We start from the raw sequence: 14,816 nt of genomic DNA, 5'->3' as shown, positions 1-14,816 counted from the left end.
AATACGCCTAGTTTACCTACATTCACAGCATCATAAAGAAACGCCTGTTGTTTTCCATACTGTCTTATCAGTTTGGAAAACAACAGGCGTTCTTATGTCTTTTCAAATAAGAGAAGCTGCATTTACGCGGACAATGGCAATCCTCTTCAACAAAATCTCTTGTACAATAAGCACTCGTTACGGTTCGTTACTACCCTGTAACCGGCTTACGGCTCCTGCAAGGTTGGAGCAAGAACAATCTCACGAACACACACAGACTGAGGCTGCTCGTAGGCAAAGGCGATTGAGTTTGCAACATCCTGCGCACTCATAACACCTCCCATCTGCACCTTCCACTGATTGTAGCCATCTTTAATGTCTTGGGATGTGGTGTGACTCAACAATTCAGTTTCTGCTGCACCCGGTGCAATAACAATCACGCGGACGTTATCTGCTGCCACTTCTTCACGAATATTTTCACTCATTGCATGAACCGCAAATTTGGTTCCGCAGTATGCTGCATGGTTAGGGAATGTTTTACGTCCAGCTACTGAGCTAATATTGATGATAGTTCCCTGCTTGCGCTCACGCATTCCTGGAAGCACAGCGTGAATACCGTTCAAAAGTCCCAAGACGTTTACGTCCACCATCTTCTGCCATTCTGCCGGATCCTGATCATGAATCTGACCAAGCAACATCACACCGGCGTTATTTACAATGCAGTCTACAGGACCATACTGAGATTCTGCATCAGCTATAGCTTTTACCAATGCCTCACGATCTGTTACATCTACCTGAGCGCAAATAGTATTTGGTAAATTTAATGCTTCCAGTCTATCCAGACGGCGAGCAATAAGAAGAAGCGGAAAACCTTTTGCGCTTAAAGTTCGAGCTGTTGCTTCACCAAAGCCAGAACTTGCACCAGTGATGACTACGAGTGGTTTAGACATTCTTTTTCTCCAATGTATTATGGGCTGTGCCCTTTGCTTTCGTTTTGCATAAGAATACACCCTTTTTTTTCTTTGTATAATACAGAGTTCTTTTACTTGTGATAGGTTCAGCCTATGAAAGGACTTAGATAGTAGAATGCTGAAAGGCAGTGAGGATTTATGGACTTACGATTACTCCGCTACTTCATAGCCGTATTTGAAGAACAAAATATTACACGCGCCGCACAACGCAGCCATGTATCACAACCCTCCATCTCAAGCGCTATAAAACAACTGGAAGAAATGCTTGGCGTTTCCTTATTCAAAAGAGGAAAGCAAGGAGTGCAGATTACAGAAGAAGCACACCACCTATATCCGCGTGCAAAAAGACTCTTGGACGAAGCACACACAATAGAAGACCTATTTAAAGGAAGCATGGAAGAACGGCATATTACCATCGGGATATTTCCAGACTTAAGTCCGGAACGTCTTGCATCAGTCCTTGAAGCCATGCGAAAAAATGTCCCCGGTCTTACGCCGAAGCTTGTGGATATTGCCTCCGAGTGCGATGCCCGCATCACACTCGATATGCTTCGCCAACAAGGTGAAACATGGATTCCACTCTGGGAAGAAGATTATGTTCTGTGCATGCGCCCAGACCATCCACTGGCAAAAAAACAATTTGTGCTTCCTGAAGAGTTGCATGAATTCGATTTTATCGAATGCCCGCCTTGCGAGGCACACCAGCAAACAATCGGGCTTCTGGCCTGTTCCGACTTACGTATGAATATTGTTGCAAGTGGTGAACACAAAAGTCAGGTCATGCACCTCGTCCAAGCCGGCTTCGGTATCTCTTTTTTACCGGACGGCGTCCTTGAATCCGGCTACGACCTCGTCACAGTTCCACTAAAAGCACCAAGAATGTTCAGAAGAATCGGATTAACGTATCCGGCAGATAAAACGACGTCCGACGTTGTTTCCGATGTCGTTTCAACTTTCATGCGCTAAAAAAAGAGCCGACGGGCGAATTATCCCATCGGCTCTTTTTCTTCTCCAACCCTGCACAGGGCAAGGCTTACCACCACTCCGTTATATTCTCTTCTTGTTTTATTTACAGGTAATTGTTGACATTTTCTGTCTTTTACCTCTTATACTATGCAGTAAGTTAGCAGCATGAGCTTCGCTATACTGAGTATCGCGCTTCGCCTGTTCTGATTTCTTCCTACTCAACCGACTCTGCGTTTCGCGCCATTTTTCCACTCCCCTGCGCCGTCTGCTCACCTGCATACGTGTCTACTAGAGGTATCCGGCATTGTAATGCTACAGGCATCTTTTTTCTGCTCGTAAAATAAGCAGAAAAATGTCCTATGCCTATGTTGTTACTGCCTACGATTATTGTGGCGTACATGACCTTGCTACTTTTTTTTAAGGAGGAATGGTAATGGCAGAGCAAAAAACGCAGCAAGAAGTTGTTGTTGATAAAGGGCATGCCAGTTGGTCTGACTTAATCAAACTCGAAGATTATTGGGCAATATGGCTTGGTTTCATTATCCTTATCGCCGGGCTTGTTATCTATCTCCCTAACGAGCCGGAAAATTTGCGGGAAACCATCGCTAAATCAAACGCAATCATGGAGGCGGAAGCAGCCAAAGCTCCGTTTAAAACTATTGAGTACTACAAGGCTGCTGATGCAAAAGGCATGAAAGCAACCTCCTCCTCATTTGCAAAAACAATCAAAAGCTTCCAGGGAAAACCACACGGCTGGTCTACCAACCCGCTTGATGCTTTCTTCATGGACACCGCAAAAGCTGATGCCAAAAAAGCTAAGGCCATGGCCAAATATGAAAAAGCACAGGCAGCAGCCGATGAATCTCTTACAGTTGCTACTGCTGCTCAAGCCGCTGCAGCTGCCGCAAACTTCACAGATGATACTCTTAACCAAAAGGCATCCGATGCTATCAGCGACTGGCGGAACAAAAAATTTGCTGCCGGAAAAGCTAAAAGCAAAACAAAAGCAAAAGGATACAACCAGCTTACTTGGTTAATTCTGTTATGCGTAGCTCTCGGAATTTTCTTTGCTATCGGTCGCGCAGCCATGGGGCACAGCCCCGCTAAATTCTTTGTGGGATTCTTCTTTGTTTTTGCCATTGCAACACTTTCCTATGTTGCCGCACAACAAAGCACCATGAAAGGACTTGGAATCGGCTATGCAGCGTGGGCAATCCTTTTCGGCCTGCTTATTTCCAACACTATTGGAACTCCTAAGTGGGTAGAGCCTGCCGTTCAAACAGAATACTTCATTAAAACCGGTCTGGTTCTGCTCGGTGCAGAAGTACTCTTCAGTAAAATTGTTGCGATTGGTATTCCGGGTATTTTCGTAGCGTGGGTAGTAACACCTATCGTACTCATCACGACCTATATATTCGGTCAAAAAGTCGTAAAAATGCCATCAAAAACGCTGAACATTGTTATTTCGGCAGACATGTCGGTTTGTGGTGTTTCAGCTGCGATTGCAACGGCAGCAGCATGTCGTGCTAAAAAAGAAGAGCTGACCCTTGCAGTTGGTCTTTCCCTCGTATTCACCTCCATCATGATGATTATTATGCCGGCCTTCATTAAAGCGGTTGATATGCCGTTTATTCTTGGCGGTGCATGGATGGGCGGTACGATTGACGCCACAGGTGCTGTTGCGGCAGCGGGTGCTTTCCTTTCACAGAAAGCACTGTATGTTGCTGCTACCATTAAAATGATCCAGAACGTTCTTATCGGTGTAACAGCATTCGGTGTTGCTATTTACTGGTGCACACGCGTTGACTGCACTCCTGGACGTTCCGTAAACGCATGGGAAATCTGGTACCGTTTCCCTAAATTCGTACTCGGCTTCCTTGCTGCTTCTATTCTCTTCTCATGGATCTACGGATCAATGGGAGCAGATGTAGGCTACGCAATGATCGACCATGGTGTAATTCGCGGCTTCTCTAAAGCCTTCCGCGGATGGTTCTTCTGCCTTGCCTTTGTATCTATCGGCCTCGCAACCAACTTCCGTGAACTGGGTCATTACTTCAAAGGCGGTAAGCCGCTTATCCTGTATGTTTGCGGACAGTCCTTCAACCTGCTTCTGACTCTGACTATGGCATACATCATGTTCTACCTCGTATTCCCGGAAATCACTGCGAAGATCTAACACTTAAGAACAAAGGATAATGCATATGCAGAAAAGCAGCGCAACACGCTTCCTGTCTTTCGCAACAGGAGTCTTCATAATCTGGTTGTTTATGTTCGTGCTCTCGCCGATGCTGCTTACCCATGTGGAATCCGCAAGCACCCTCGCAACGTTTATTGAGCAAAACGACATCAATTCCGGAGCAATCTACTGGACAGATGTTGAAATTACTGCCGATGCAGAGCTTGGTGCACGTTCCACAGTAACCTATCTCCCTAAAGGGAAATAAACATCTCAGACAAAAGGGAGCAGTACGCAAGTACTGCTCCCATTTTATTTGACATTCTATTCAAACACGATGCACAGAATACCTTTTACAGAACATATCACACACACTATTCCTACGCTGAGTATTCGCACCAGCAACTACGGAGTTTTTTATGAAGTACAATCACCTTGGTATTCCCACATCCACTCCGCAGGAAAATGAAATCCACTTGCCGCATCTAAAAATGTTTGTGACAGATCACCAAAGCAATCCATACGGTATCCAGTGGATGCGTTTTGAAGAAGGCGCGCCTTATCCGGAACTCGTTAAGACGATTCCACATGTTGCTTTTGTTGTAGAAAATCTGACAGAAGCACTTATCGGCAAAAATGTAATTATCGCTCCTAATTCGCCAAGTAAGGGGCTGACAGTTGCTTTTATCGAAGAAAACAACGCCCCGGTTGAACTTATGGAATATGATCCCCCTCAAGCGTCCGAATAGCAAACAGCAAACAAAAAAAGCCACTCAAAAAGAGTGGCTTTATCTGTCAAAATACGTCTTGAAAAACTCAGTACCTATTCAGTAGGCACATCAAGACACGTTTTATCTATACTATTTCGCTTTTTTCTTACCGTTTTTACGCGCCCACCAACTTCTATCCGGCCCTTTGTACCACCAGTCAGTATGGTCGGTTTCGCGAATACGCTCGGCAAGAGCACGGCCAACTTCTGTACGCAAACGAGGCATTGCGCCCTGCATCCATTTACCGGCGTACTGGTTACCTAAATCAAATTCTTCTTTAAGGTTCAGGATCAAGTCAATTTGATCCGCGTCCTGTGCAAGCTTCGCTTCCAGAGATTCTGCTTCTTCAAGTTCATCCCAGTACGGCATAACCAAAGACTCAAGCCCGGTACCTTCCAAAGCATGCGTAAACGCAGCTTTAGGGTCACTGGTGTTGTAGATTCGGTTTACATAGTTAAAGTCACCGATTCGGGCTTCATGAAAGTCGTGGAAAAGACACATCATAGCAGTATGCACAGGATCTGCACCAGCTTCATTAGCAAGCACAAAACCAACAATTGCAGTGCGGAAAGAATGCTCTGCAACATTCTCGCTACCGGAGCCTAAAAACTGATAACCGCTGCGAGGAGTTTTACGCAGCATGCCTGCTTCAAACAAAAAGTCAGCGAGACGGGTAAGCTTCTCACGCCCTTGCAAATTTACCTGAGGATCACAGGCTGTCATCATTCATCTCCTCTACAAAAAAACTTAGCTTATCATTTCAAACTGTTGCACTGAATACACATGTAAACAACAGATACTAGCCGAAGTTCATACGCCCTTTATCCGCAACTGTACAGTCGGACATTTCTCATGAAACCCCATTGACAACATACACATATAGCCATATTGCTAAATGTGTATTCAGGAGGACGTATGCATGATTTCATCAAAATAACTAAAGCACTATCAGACCCCACGCGAGTCCGAATTCTTGGCTTACTGCTGGAAGGAGAACTTTGTGTATGCAATATTGTGGAGATTATGGGCTTATCCCAGCCAACGATTTCCCGTCATTTAAAACAGTGTACAGACGCCGGACTGACAACAGCCCGAAAAGCAGGTGGATGGACGCATTACAGCCTAGCAGTTAGCAGCACTGAGTTATATATAACGTCTTTTCTTAATCTGTTGCAGCAAGCAATCGCAACAGACAGCGAATCTATGGTATTACAAAAAAATCTTGTTGCTTTAAAAAAAGCTAAAAACATCCTTTAACGAGGGTATAGAAATGAAACCGCTCGAAATTACACCACAAAAAAAAGAAGAAGAAAAAAGCTCCTGCTCAATCTACGGCTGAAACCCAAATAAAGGCGGCGAGTTCGCTGCCCAGGCTTTTGGAGCACCTAAACAGGAAGGAAATATTCCTGAAAATCCTTTTGAATCCCCTTGCGCTTGCGGAGCAGCACCTTCTCAAGGAACAGAGCCACGTTTTTCTATTTCTTTTTACGCAATCGTCGGCACTATTGCATTAATCGGATGGGCGCTGTTATACTCCCAACTTCCTCTTATTGCAGAAACTCTGACAGGACTTATTCCGGGAATTGAAAAGGGAAGCCATCTTTATGAATCCGTAAAATTCTTCCTGTATGACACTCCAAAAATCTTACTGCTGCTCAGCCTTGTCGTTTTTGGAGTTGGCGTACTGAGAACTTGGATCACACCGGAACGAAGCCGCAAATACCTTAGCGGAAGAGAATCACTCGGGAACGTAATTGCAGCATGTGTAGGCATCATCACTCCATTCTGCTCATGTTCCGCTGTTCCTCTTTTCTTAGGGTTTGTTGCCGCAGGTATCCCACTTGGCGTTACCTTCTCGTTCCTTATCGCCGCACCAATGGTAAACGAAATTGCGCTTGTTCTTCTGTACGGTCTCTTCGGCTTTAAAGTTGCCGCATTGTATCTGGTTACCGGAGTTACTATTGCAGTTATCGCAGGCTGGGTACTTGGCAAAATGAAGCTTGATGACATGCTTGAACCATGGGTTAAACAAATCCGTGATGATGGAAGCAACAACGCACCGACATACCCGACCCTTGCTCATCGTTTAGACTTTGCATGGGACTCTGTTGTAGATATTATTGGTAAAACATGGCTCTACATCGTTATCGGTATTGCCGTCGGCGCTGGTATTCACGGGTATGTTCCAGAAGGCGCTATGGCTTCAATCATGGGTAAAGAAGCATGGTGGAGCGTTCCGGCCGCTGTTATTATTGGTGTTCCAATGTATGCAAGTGCAGCTGGAATTATCCCAATTGTATCTGCATTGCTCGGTAAAGGAGCTGCTCTAGGAACCGCGCTGGCGTTTATGATGTCTGTTGTCGCCTTGAGCCTTCCTGAAATGGTAATCCTCAGAAAAGTGCTCAGTGTAAAATTGATTTCAATTTACGTAGCAATTGTTGCATCAGGCATTCTTCTCGTCGGGTTCCTCTTCAACATTCTCATTTAAAACACGATCAAACATAAAAAGCGGCACGGAAAACTCCGTGCCGCTTTTTTAATAACTTACCCTAAGTTCACAACTATACTGTCTTCATTTCGGTCGCATTCGCTATCCACGACTTCCCCACCGCTTACCGAAAACCCAAAATAGAATCAGCGTAACAACTGCACCAAGCGTATCTGCAAGCATATCTTTTTGTGCATCCCAGATATCTCCCTGACTACCAAGGAACTCAATACCCGCTGTGCCGCCCTCAATAACAGCGTACTGCCACTCTATTATCTCATAAGCCGCCGCAACCGACATAATCGTAAATAGTGCAAAAAGTGTTGTCACAACAGGTCCGGCTAACTTCCTGCGTACGAATAGCTCGGCAATCGGGTACGCATAAAATCCCACTGAAAAGTGTCCGATTCTGTCAAAATGATTCCGTTCAAATCCAAACAGGTCATTCACCCACTCAAAAGGTACACCGGCAAATGTATAGTGCCCACCTATTGTATGCCAAAACAACCAAAATGCCATCAACCCATAGGATACATTGGAAAAGCGGAAAAAAGGAAACGTAATGCACAGCAAAAGAAAAATTGCTGCAACAGGAATAACTTCAGCAATCCACACTTCCCGTGAAACTGGAGCAATCCCCATCAAACCAAAGAAAACAACAAATACTGCTGCAAGAATGAAAGGAAAATTCTTAGCAGTAAAGATTCGACCCATATATTCCTCCATAAAGTCTACGCCGTAATACATTGCCAAAAGTACTAGGAGTCTATAGTACAAAAAAATACCCAACAACACAGCAAAACAATGCCACGTATCTGTTACGGGATAACTATGCAACTACGGATTTTTATATTCTCAGCACTTGCAATAGCACAGTTAGTGCTCTTACCGACGCTATCTTCAGCTGCCAGTAGCCAATCTGTAAAATTTATTACAGAAGAGGTACCTCCCGTTGTGTATTTCCACAAAGGCAGACTTAAAGGCTACAACATTGCGCTGATAAAAAAAATCTGGGCAAAAATGAATCTGCCTGAACAAAAAATTACAGTTCAGCCATGGCCCCGCTCTATAAAAGACTTCGACACGGCTCCACCGACATGTCTTTTCCCTGTAGCACTGACAGAAGAGCGGAAAAAAAAATATCGTTACGTCAGCAGCCCAATGTTTTTTGATATTGTCATTATGGCGCACAAAAAAGACAAATTGCTCTTCTCAACCCCTGAGCAACTAAAAAATGTACGAATTTGTGTCACAAAGGCTGCAAGTGTCTTACCTGTTTTGCTACGAAACGGCTACTCGGAAGCAAACTTCGACTTTGCTACATCGCTAGCCTGTTCCATAAAAAAATTTCAAAAGGGGAGAGCTCCACTCATTGTAGGCAGCGCACCGCTCATCACATACAACTACCAAGTTTCCGGCGGTGATCCCTCTAATTTAATTATTGTGGCAAGAGTCGCCGAACTGCCGAACGGTTTTTTATTTAATGACGCTGTCCCGCAGCATTTTATAGAAAACATGAAACAAGCAATGCTGCATATAGCCCTCTCTCGGGAAGCACAAACCTTGTACAACCAAGAAATCAGCCCCTACCATCCCAATAGCCACTAATAAAAAAGCCCGCGGAAGGCGGGCTTTAGATTTCTCTAGAAGACTCTGTTCTACCATGTATGCAACACAGCATGGCAATCTGCCAAAACAGAATATTTTTCTATTGAACTAGTAACGAGGACGACGTTCGCGAGGGCGAGCTTCGTTAACTTTAAGGTTACGTCCGCCATGAACGCTACCGTTAAGAGCATCAATGGCTTCAAGAGCGCCATTGTCTTCCATTTCTACAAAGCCGAAGCCGCGGGAACGACCTGTTTCACGATCTTCGATCACTCGAGCAGAAATTACTTCACCGAATTCTTCAAAAAGATCACGCAAATCATCATCTCTAACAGACCAGGCAAGGTTGCCGACATAAATGTTCTTAGACACGAAAAAACTCCAAAAATAAAAAACTAAATGCGCGTACGCATCTACAACAGGTTTAAATCCCACACAGATTCAACCTTTCCAAACCAATAGCAGAAAAGCGCTCAACGCGCACCCTGCCTATGCGAATACAGCATCTATATCTATGCTGCATTGTAACATCTGTCTAAAAATCGAGGCAGCAACCCAAACATTGCGTCATCCCGAGAGTAACACTCGTAGCATAACTAGCAACCATTTGAAAATAAAATATTTCAATTACTAACGCGTTAATAGAAAAAATAATCCGTGAAGAAAAAAAAAGCGTTTCTTTGTATCATTCCAACTTTTATACATTGGAATCTATCAAATAAATCGTCGCAGGATTAATTAAAAACAACCTGCCTTGCTTTATTTCTTTCTCCTCCGTGCAAAAACCATTTTCCGGAAGTGCGTATGTCGCAGTTTTCTCCAAACTGGAATCAATAAAGCGAATCTCATTCCCCACATACTCTTTTACAGCAGTCCAGTGACTAATAAGAGGGGCTCCCCGAAAAGGAAGATAGCGCTTAAATTGTAAAACAACACCCTTTCCCTCTGATTGATCATAAAGAGTCACCCCCTTTTCCTTATTCACAGGGCTCCAATCTTTTATGACTTTCAACACGTCATCAATACTCGCCTTCCCATCAGGAAAAGGTTGTGTATACTCCAAAGGAGTACCTTTACCCTGTATCACATGAAAAAACGACTGAACTTCTGAAATATAATCTGTGCGACAGCAAACGATCTTTTCCCAGTGCTCAGTATCCTGTGAAAAACTTACCAGACCAGCATGAAAAAGCTTTCGTGCTTCCCAATGGTTAATACCATGGGTTCGTTGCATAGCATTCAAAACAGCATACAGTGCACAAAAGTTATCGAGTTTTCCTTGAAACAAAGCTTCCATCAGGGTTTATGTCCTCTCATTAAAAAACGTTTACAAAGGGAGATGTGACACAAACATTTTTCTCCCGCAAGTGGCACCGGAAATGCTCACTTTAGTGCACATTATTCCTTTTTTAACTAGACAAGTTATTCTGATACGTATATTACTTCCTCAAATATATCTGGATAAATTGATATGCAAATAGTTACATCTCCTGTTGAGTTACAGAAAATATGTCTCAAATGGCGCTGTGAAGGCATCAAAGTCGGTATTGTTCCGACAATGGGTTACTTTCATGAAGGCCATAAAAATCTCATGCGTATTGCCCGCGAAAAAGCGGACAAATTAATAGTAAGTCTTTTTGTTAACCCGACGCAGTTCGGTGAAAATGAAGACCTCGACGCATACCCGAGTAATCATGAAGGTGACGCTGCGGACGCCAAAGCACTCGGTGCAGATATTCTTTTTATCCCTGAACCCGGAAGCATGTACGCAGACGACCATGCGACATGGGTTGAAGTTCCTCAACTGGCACAGGGGTTATGTTCTGCAACACGCCCTACCCATTTCAGGGGAGTATCCACCGTTGTCACAAAGCTGCTGATTCTCACACTTCCGGAATACGCAGTCTTTGGTGAAAAAGACTGGCAGCAGTTAGCAATTATCCGCCGTCTTACCCGAGATTTGAATTTACCGACCACTATTATTAATGGACCATTGATTCGGGAAAAAGACGGGCTTGCAATGAGCTCTCGAAATGCTTACCTGACACAGGAAGAACGTGAGCAGGCAAGTCACATCAATGCAGGTATTCGCGCAGGTGCTGAAGCCTTTGAAGCTGGAGAACGTAATGTTGAAAAACTAAAAGACGTTATCCGAGCACATTGGAAACAACACCTTCCGCTGGGAAAAGAAGATTACCTTGAATTTATTGATCCCGACTCCATTGAGCCGGTTTCAACTATTACCGATAAAGCACGGTGTGCTGTAGCCGTGTATGTTGGAAAAGCAAGACTGTTAGACAACTGGCCATTCTACCTGTAAACGGAGAACGCATGACAGCAACGCCGGAAAAACGAACTGCTTGGCAACGGCTAAAACATTTTCTACGTGTAAACCTCATTGCCGGTTTTCTTTTTCTTGCGCCTATTGTTGTAACAGTCTTTATCCTGCGTATCCTGCTCAGATGGGCAGACAGCGCATGGAAATGGATACCGGAATCCATGAGAATTCCCAGTCAACTTGGAATTCCCGAAACCGGAACAGGCATTCTACTTGTTTTCATTATCTTGCTTTGCACCGGCCTGCTGGTGCGGAACTATGTAGGCAAAGCAATTGCCCGAGCCATAGAAAAGGCCATTTTAAAGGTACCGGGAGTCAACCGGTTTTACGCTGCAACGAACCAGCTGTTCATCAGTGTCTTTAAAAGTCCCGCAAAAGAATTTAAACAAGTCGTTCTTATTGAATACCCACGCCCGAGACTCTACGCTCTGGCGTTTGTTACAGGCATCGCAGTCGGAGAAATCCAACGAAAGACAGAGGAAAGTGTATTGAACGTTTTTGTTCCCACTACACCGAACCCAACATCCGGATTTTACTTAATGGTACCGCAAGAAGATACCATTAAGCTGGATCTCTCTGTCGAAGACGCCTTTAAAATTTTGATTTCAGGCGGCATCCTTAATCCTGAATGCCCTGAACTGAGACGAAAAAAATTTAATAAAACATCATCTGATTTAGAGGAGCTTCCATAATGATGATCAACAACAAAGGTAAATACCATTTTACCTCTGAGTCTGTTACTGAAGGTCACCCGGATAAAGTTGCTGACGCAATTTCTGATGCTATTCTCGATACCATCATGGCTCAGGACCCTGAGTGTCGTGTTGCTTGTGAAACTCTTGTTACCACTGGCATGGCTGTTATTGCCGGTGAAATCAGCACAACCGGTTACGCTGACTTCCCGACTGTAGTTCGTGATACTATCCGCGAAATCGGCTACACCAGCTCAGATATGGGCTTTGATGCCGACACCTGCGCTGTTATCTCCTCTATTGATAAACAGTCTCCAGACATCGCGCAGGGTGTAGACCAGACTGCTCCTGAAGATCAGGGCGCAGGCGACCAGGGTATGATGTTCGGTTACGCATGTAACGAAACTCCAACCCTTATGCCGGCTCCAATCTACTGGTCCCACAAACTTTCCGAGCGCCTCACTGCTGCCCGTAAAGACAACGACCTCGATTTCCTTCGCCCAGACGGCAAAACTGAAGTTTCCTTCGAATACATCGACGGCAAACCAACCCGTATCGATACCGTTGTTATTTCTTCTCAGCACAAAGACGGTGTATCTCAGGACGACATCGTTGAAGGCATCCGTGAAGAAGTTATCAAAAAAACTCTTCCTGAAGAACTCATCGACGATGCTACCCGTATCTTCATCAACACTACAGGTCGTTTCGTAATCGGCGGCCCAATGGGTGACTGCGGTCTTACAGGCCGTAAAATCATTCAGGATACATACGGCGGCATGGGGCACCACGGCGGTGGCGCATTCTCCGGTAAAGACCCTTCCAAAGTAGACCGCTCCGCAGCATACATGGGTCGTTACATTGCTAAAAACGTTGTTGCAGCGGGTCTCGCACCTACTTGTGAAGTTCAGATCGCTTACGTTATCGGCGTTGCAGAACCAGTATCCGTACTCGCAACTTCTTTTGGTACTTCCGAAGTACCTGATGAAATCCTTACTAAAGCTGTTAAAGAAGTATTTGACCTGCGCCCTTACGGCATCAGCAAAACTCTTGACCTTAAACGTCCTATCTACAAAAAATCTGCATGCTACGGCCACTTCGGTCGCGAGCTTCCTGAATTCCGTTGGGAAGCTACCGATGCAGTTGAAGCTCTCCGCACTGCTGCAAAAGTTTAGCATCAGTAAGAGACTAGAATTCAAAAGGGGTGAAGCCTATGCTTCACCCCTTTTTTATGACCACCACAAACGAGCATTATGATACATACAAAAGCATTTCATAGCGCTATGCCTCCCCTACGCCACAGACTAAAATGCTAGGCAATTCAATTGATATATTGAAAAACTCACGCTACAGTGCAGAGCATGCGTACGTACAGCCCTTACTTCCTTCGCATCGCGATCACTTTTACCGCATTATTACTCTTCTGCGCTGCATTATTACCAGTGATTGCGGAAGCAAAAGGAAGCCTACGGGTTACGTACGAACTCCCCGACCCAGAAGATGTTGCCGCAGCACGAATTATCCACCAATCAGAAGTCGCAGAAGAAGTAGCCCAAGTTGTTGAAGATTGGAGCCTGCTCTCCCAAAACGTTACACTTCGATTCGGAACCCAACTCGGGCCTCATTTTGCGGTATTACAAAACGGCAAACTTGAAATCCATATCCCCTACAGTTTCTTTAAAGAGATGGAAAAACTGTTTGCTTCCAAAAAATATCTTGAGCAAGTCTCTCCTACGACATCAGCATTAAACACACTTCACCATGCTATTTACCACGAACTAGGGCATGCCGTAATCTATTCCCAGAAAACCGGAATCTCTGATGCAATGGAAGAAGAAGCGGTAGACACTCTTTCCGTAATCTTGCTTATCAGCGTTTATGCAGATGGAGCAGACATTGCTTCCAGTGCCGCAAAAGCTTTTCAATTACTTGCCACAGAACCGGACTCAACAGTAAATCTACAAAACGACATCCGTAGATTCCAAGAAATTAATTGTCTTGTTTACGGTAGTAATCCCGATAAATACCGTGAACTTTTAAATGATTTGCCAGTTAATAGTGTAGAGATCTGCCCCGAGCGATTTCTTGTGCACCACAAACAGTGGGAAAAAATATTCAACATTCCCCTGCCGGACTAACACTATAAATACGTAATTCCCCTGAAAACAAAAACGTCAGATCCATCTTAGTAGATCTGACGTTTTTTTATACCTATTCAGCCAGCAAGCAATTCCTTTCATCCTACTGAAAAGGAACTCCTTCACCAACGTTCCTAGTAAATTTAAACACGTATTGAGACTCTGGCCTGAACCTTTGCTGCAGCTCCGCCAGTCCGGACAGGAGACGCTACATGCACCCTTTCTGGCACTGCATGCTGAACTCCCGAAGCAACTTCAGCGGCTCTAGCATCAACTCTCTCTTTAGCAGAACTGGCATCGCTATCATGTTGCAACTGACGGTCTTTATCAAAGTCCAAAATTTGTCCTGCACGTGCACCAATACGTGCCCTACGGGAGTAAGACAGGTCAAGCGGGCCCAAGTATAACGCATTGTTCTCAGCCTGACTTCCTTCCTCATAATTAATCTGAGCCTGAAGAAGCGAAGTCATTGCGTTCATCTTGTTATCCATCGCACTGCGAACAGCTTCAGCAGACTTGACTGTAGCACGTACATAACGAGAGTGATCTGTTTGCTGTCCCGTAAACAGGTTAGAAACATTCACTTCTGCTTTGTTTTGAATTTTCTGAGCTTTTTGCTGAAGCTCAGTCACCTCTACAGGCTTTTTCAATAAAGAATTAACTAATGACATATGATCACCTTGCTGTCGCTAC

17 protein-coding genes are annotated in these 14,816 nt (G+C 44.6%); 11 read left to right on the top strand and 6 right to left on the bottom strand.

Annotated elements, in window-relative coordinates:
• Positions 1-206: 206 nt before the first annotated feature.
• Complete coding sequence (locus tag QZY95_RS13575) at positions 207-929, bottom strand: SDR family oxidoreductase (RefSeq protein ID WP_290924434.1); 723 nt, start codon at positions 927-929, stop codon at positions 207-209.
• A 159-nt stretch (positions 930-1,088) separates the two neighbouring features.
• Here QZY95_RS13575 and QZY95_RS13570 point away from each other — a divergent pair, with 159 nt between their 5' ends.
• The 4 genes from QZY95_RS13570 (at position 1,089) to QZY95_RS13555 (ending at position 4,841) form a co-directional block, all read left to right on the top strand.
• Positions 1,089-1,916: a LysR family transcriptional regulator gene (locus tag QZY95_RS13570; protein ID WP_290924432.1), complete on the top strand. Its 828-nt coding sequence runs from the start codon at positions 1,089-1,091 to the stop codon at positions 1,914-1,916.
• A 433-nt stretch (positions 1,917-2,349) separates the two neighbouring features.
• The gene (locus QZY95_RS13565; protein WP_290924430.1) at positions 2,350-4,092 is read left to right on the top strand and encodes a putative sulfate exporter family transporter; all 1,743 of its coding nucleotides are present in this window, start codon (positions 2,350-2,352) and stop codon (positions 4,090-4,092) included.
• A 25-nt stretch (positions 4,093-4,117) separates the two neighbouring features.
• Positions 4,118-4,360: a hypothetical protein gene (locus QZY95_RS13560; RefSeq protein ID WP_290924429.1), complete on the top strand. Its 243-nt coding sequence runs from the start codon at positions 4,118-4,120 to the stop codon at positions 4,358-4,360.
• A 151-nt stretch (positions 4,361-4,511) separates the two neighbouring features.
• Positions 4,512-4,841: a hypothetical protein gene (locus tag QZY95_RS13555; protein ID WP_290924427.1), complete on the top strand. Its 330-nt coding sequence runs from the start codon at positions 4,512-4,514 to the stop codon at positions 4,839-4,841.
• Between the two features lie 111 nt (positions 4,842-4,952).
• Here the strand turns inward: QZY95_RS13555 and QZY95_RS13550 are convergent, their stop codons facing one another.
• Positions 4,953-5,585, bottom strand: a complete 633-nt coding sequence (locus QZY95_RS13550) for an HD domain-containing protein (protein ID WP_290924689.1) — start codon at positions 5,583-5,585, stop codon at positions 4,953-4,955.
• A 192-nt stretch (positions 5,586-5,777) separates the two neighbouring features.
• Here QZY95_RS13550 and QZY95_RS13545 point away from each other — a divergent pair, with 192 nt between their 5' ends.
• On the top strand, positions 5,778-6,119 hold the full coding sequence (locus QZY95_RS13545; RefSeq protein WP_290924425.1) for a metalloregulator ArsR/SmtB family transcription factor: 342 nt from the start codon (positions 5,778-5,780) through the stop codon (positions 6,117-6,119).
• A 145-nt stretch (positions 6,120-6,264) separates the two neighbouring features.
• Entirely contained in the window at positions 6,265-7,350 is a 1,086-nt protein-coding gene (locus QZY95_RS13540) for a permease (RefSeq protein ID WP_290924687.1), read from the top strand.
• Between the two features lie 102 nt (positions 7,351-7,452).
• Here QZY95_RS13540 and QZY95_RS13535 read toward each other — a convergent pair whose 3' ends face one another.
• A complete protein-coding gene (locus QZY95_RS13535; protein ID WP_290924423.1) occupies positions 7,453-8,064 on the bottom strand; it encodes a DUF2238 domain-containing protein in 612 nt (203 codons plus the stop codon).
• A 90-nt stretch (positions 8,065-8,154) separates the two neighbouring features.
• Here QZY95_RS13535 and QZY95_RS13530 point away from each other — a divergent pair, with 90 nt between their 5' ends.
• Positions 8,155-8,958 carry an ABC transporter substrate-binding protein gene (locus tag QZY95_RS13530; protein WP_365971402.1) on the top strand — a complete coding sequence of 268 codons (804 nt, stop codon included), beginning with the start codon at positions 8,155-8,157 and terminating at the stop codon, positions 8,956-8,958.
• 108 nt (positions 8,959-9,066) lie between these two features.
• On the opposite strand, the gene QZY95_RS13525 is transcribed toward QZY95_RS13530, so the two are convergent.
• Entirely contained in the window at positions 9,067-9,330 is a 264-nt protein-coding gene (locus QZY95_RS13525) for an RNA-binding protein (protein ID WP_290924419.1), read from the bottom strand.
• A 325-nt stretch (positions 9,331-9,655) separates the two neighbouring features.
• Entirely contained in the window at positions 9,656-10,255 is a 600-nt protein-coding gene (locus QZY95_RS13520; RefSeq protein WP_290924418.1) for a hypothetical protein, read from the bottom strand.
• A 174-nt stretch (positions 10,256-10,429) separates the two neighbouring features.
• Between QZY95_RS13520 and panC the strand changes: the two genes are divergently transcribed.
• The 4 genes from panC (at position 10,430) to QZY95_RS13500 (ending at position 14,123) form a co-directional block, all read left to right on the top strand.
• Positions 10,430-11,278 carry a pantoate--beta-alanine ligase gene (gene panC, locus QZY95_RS13515; RefSeq protein ID WP_290924417.1) on the top strand — a complete coding sequence of 283 codons (849 nt, stop codon included), beginning with the start codon at positions 10,430-10,432 and terminating at the stop codon, positions 11,276-11,278.
• Positions 11,279-11,289: 11 nt separating this feature from the next.
• Entirely contained in the window at positions 11,290-11,988 is a 699-nt protein-coding gene (locus QZY95_RS13510) for a DUF502 domain-containing protein (RefSeq protein WP_290924416.1), read from the top strand.
• Positions 11,989-11,990: 2 nt separating this feature from the next.
• The gene (metK, locus tag QZY95_RS13505) at positions 11,991-13,160 is read left to right on the top strand and encodes a methionine adenosyltransferase (RefSeq protein WP_290924685.1); all 1,170 of its coding nucleotides are present in this window, start codon (positions 11,991-11,993) and stop codon (positions 13,158-13,160) included.
• Between the two features lie 186 nt (positions 13,161-13,346).
• Positions 13,347-14,123, top strand: coding sequence for a DUF4344 domain-containing metallopeptidase (locus QZY95_RS13500; RefSeq protein WP_290924413.1), 777 nt, complete (start codon positions 13,347-13,349; stop codon positions 14,121-14,123).
• Between the two features lie 143 nt (positions 14,124-14,266).
• Here QZY95_RS13500 and QZY95_RS13495 read toward each other — a convergent pair whose 3' ends face one another.
• The gene (locus tag QZY95_RS13495; RefSeq protein ID WP_290924410.1) at positions 14,267-14,794 is read right to left on the bottom strand and encodes a hypothetical protein; all 528 of its coding nucleotides are present in this window, start codon (positions 14,792-14,794) and stop codon (positions 14,267-14,269) included.
• Between the last annotated feature and the right edge of the window lie 22 nt (positions 14,795-14,816).

It is taken from the genome of Halodesulfovibrio sp. (assembly GCF_015482765.1).
Taxonomy (GTDB): Bacteria; Desulfobacterota; Desulfovibrionia; order Desulfovibrionales; family Desulfovibrionaceae; genus Halodesulfovibrio.
Note: the sequence above shows the minus strand (reverse complement) of the source record. Positions and strands in the feature narration are given on the sequence as shown.

Coding starts and splice junctions, on each gene's coding strand:
- QZY95_RS13575 (WP_290924434.1), bottom strand. CDS start 929: ATGTCTAAACCACTCGTAGTCATCACTGGTGCAAGTTCTGGCTTTGGT.
- QZY95_RS13570 (WP_290924432.1), top strand. CDS start 1,089: ATGGACTTACGATTACTCCGCTACTTCATAGCCGTATTTGAAGAACAA.
- QZY95_RS13565 (WP_290924430.1), top strand. CDS start 2,350: ATGGCAGAGCAAAAAACGCAGCAAGAAGTTGTTGTTGATAAAGGGCAT.
- QZY95_RS13560 (WP_290924429.1), top strand. CDS start 4,118: ATGCAGAAAAGCAGCGCAACACGCTTCCTGTCTTTCGCAACAGGAGTC.
- QZY95_RS13555 (WP_290924427.1), top strand. CDS start 4,512: ATGAAGTACAATCACCTTGGTATTCCCACATCCACTCCGCAGGAAAAT.
- QZY95_RS13550 (WP_290924689.1), bottom strand. CDS start 5,585: ATGACAGCCTGTGATCCTCAGGTAAATTTGCAAGGGCGTGAGAAGCTT.
- QZY95_RS13545 (WP_290924425.1), top strand. CDS start 5,778: ATGCATGATTTCATCAAAATAACTAAAGCACTATCAGACCCCACGCGA.
- QZY95_RS13535 (WP_290924423.1), bottom strand. CDS start 8,064: ATGGGTCGAATCTTTACTGCTAAGAATTTTCCTTTCATTCTTGCAGCA.
- QZY95_RS13530 (WP_365971402.1), top strand. CDS start 8,155: ATGCCACGTATCTGTTACGGGATAACTATGCAACTACGGATTTTTATA.
- QZY95_RS13520 (WP_290924418.1), bottom strand. CDS start 10,255: ATGGAAGCTTTGTTTCAAGGAAAACTCGATAACTTTTGTGCACTGTAT.
- panC (WP_290924417.1), top strand. CDS start 10,430: ATGCAAATAGTTACATCTCCTGTTGAGTTACAGAAAATATGTCTCAAA.
- QZY95_RS13510 (WP_290924416.1), top strand. CDS start 11,290: ATGACAGCAACGCCGGAAAAACGAACTGCTTGGCAACGGCTAAAACAT.
- metK (WP_290924685.1), top strand. CDS start 11,991: ATGATCAACAACAAAGGTAAATACCATTTTACCTCTGAGTCTGTTACT.
- QZY95_RS13500 (WP_290924413.1), top strand. CDS start 13,347: ATGCGTACGTACAGCCCTTACTTCCTTCGCATCGCGATCACTTTTACC.
- QZY95_RS13495 (WP_290924410.1), bottom strand. CDS start 14,794: ATGTCATTAGTTAATTCTTTATTGAAAAAGCCTGTAGAGGTGACTGAG.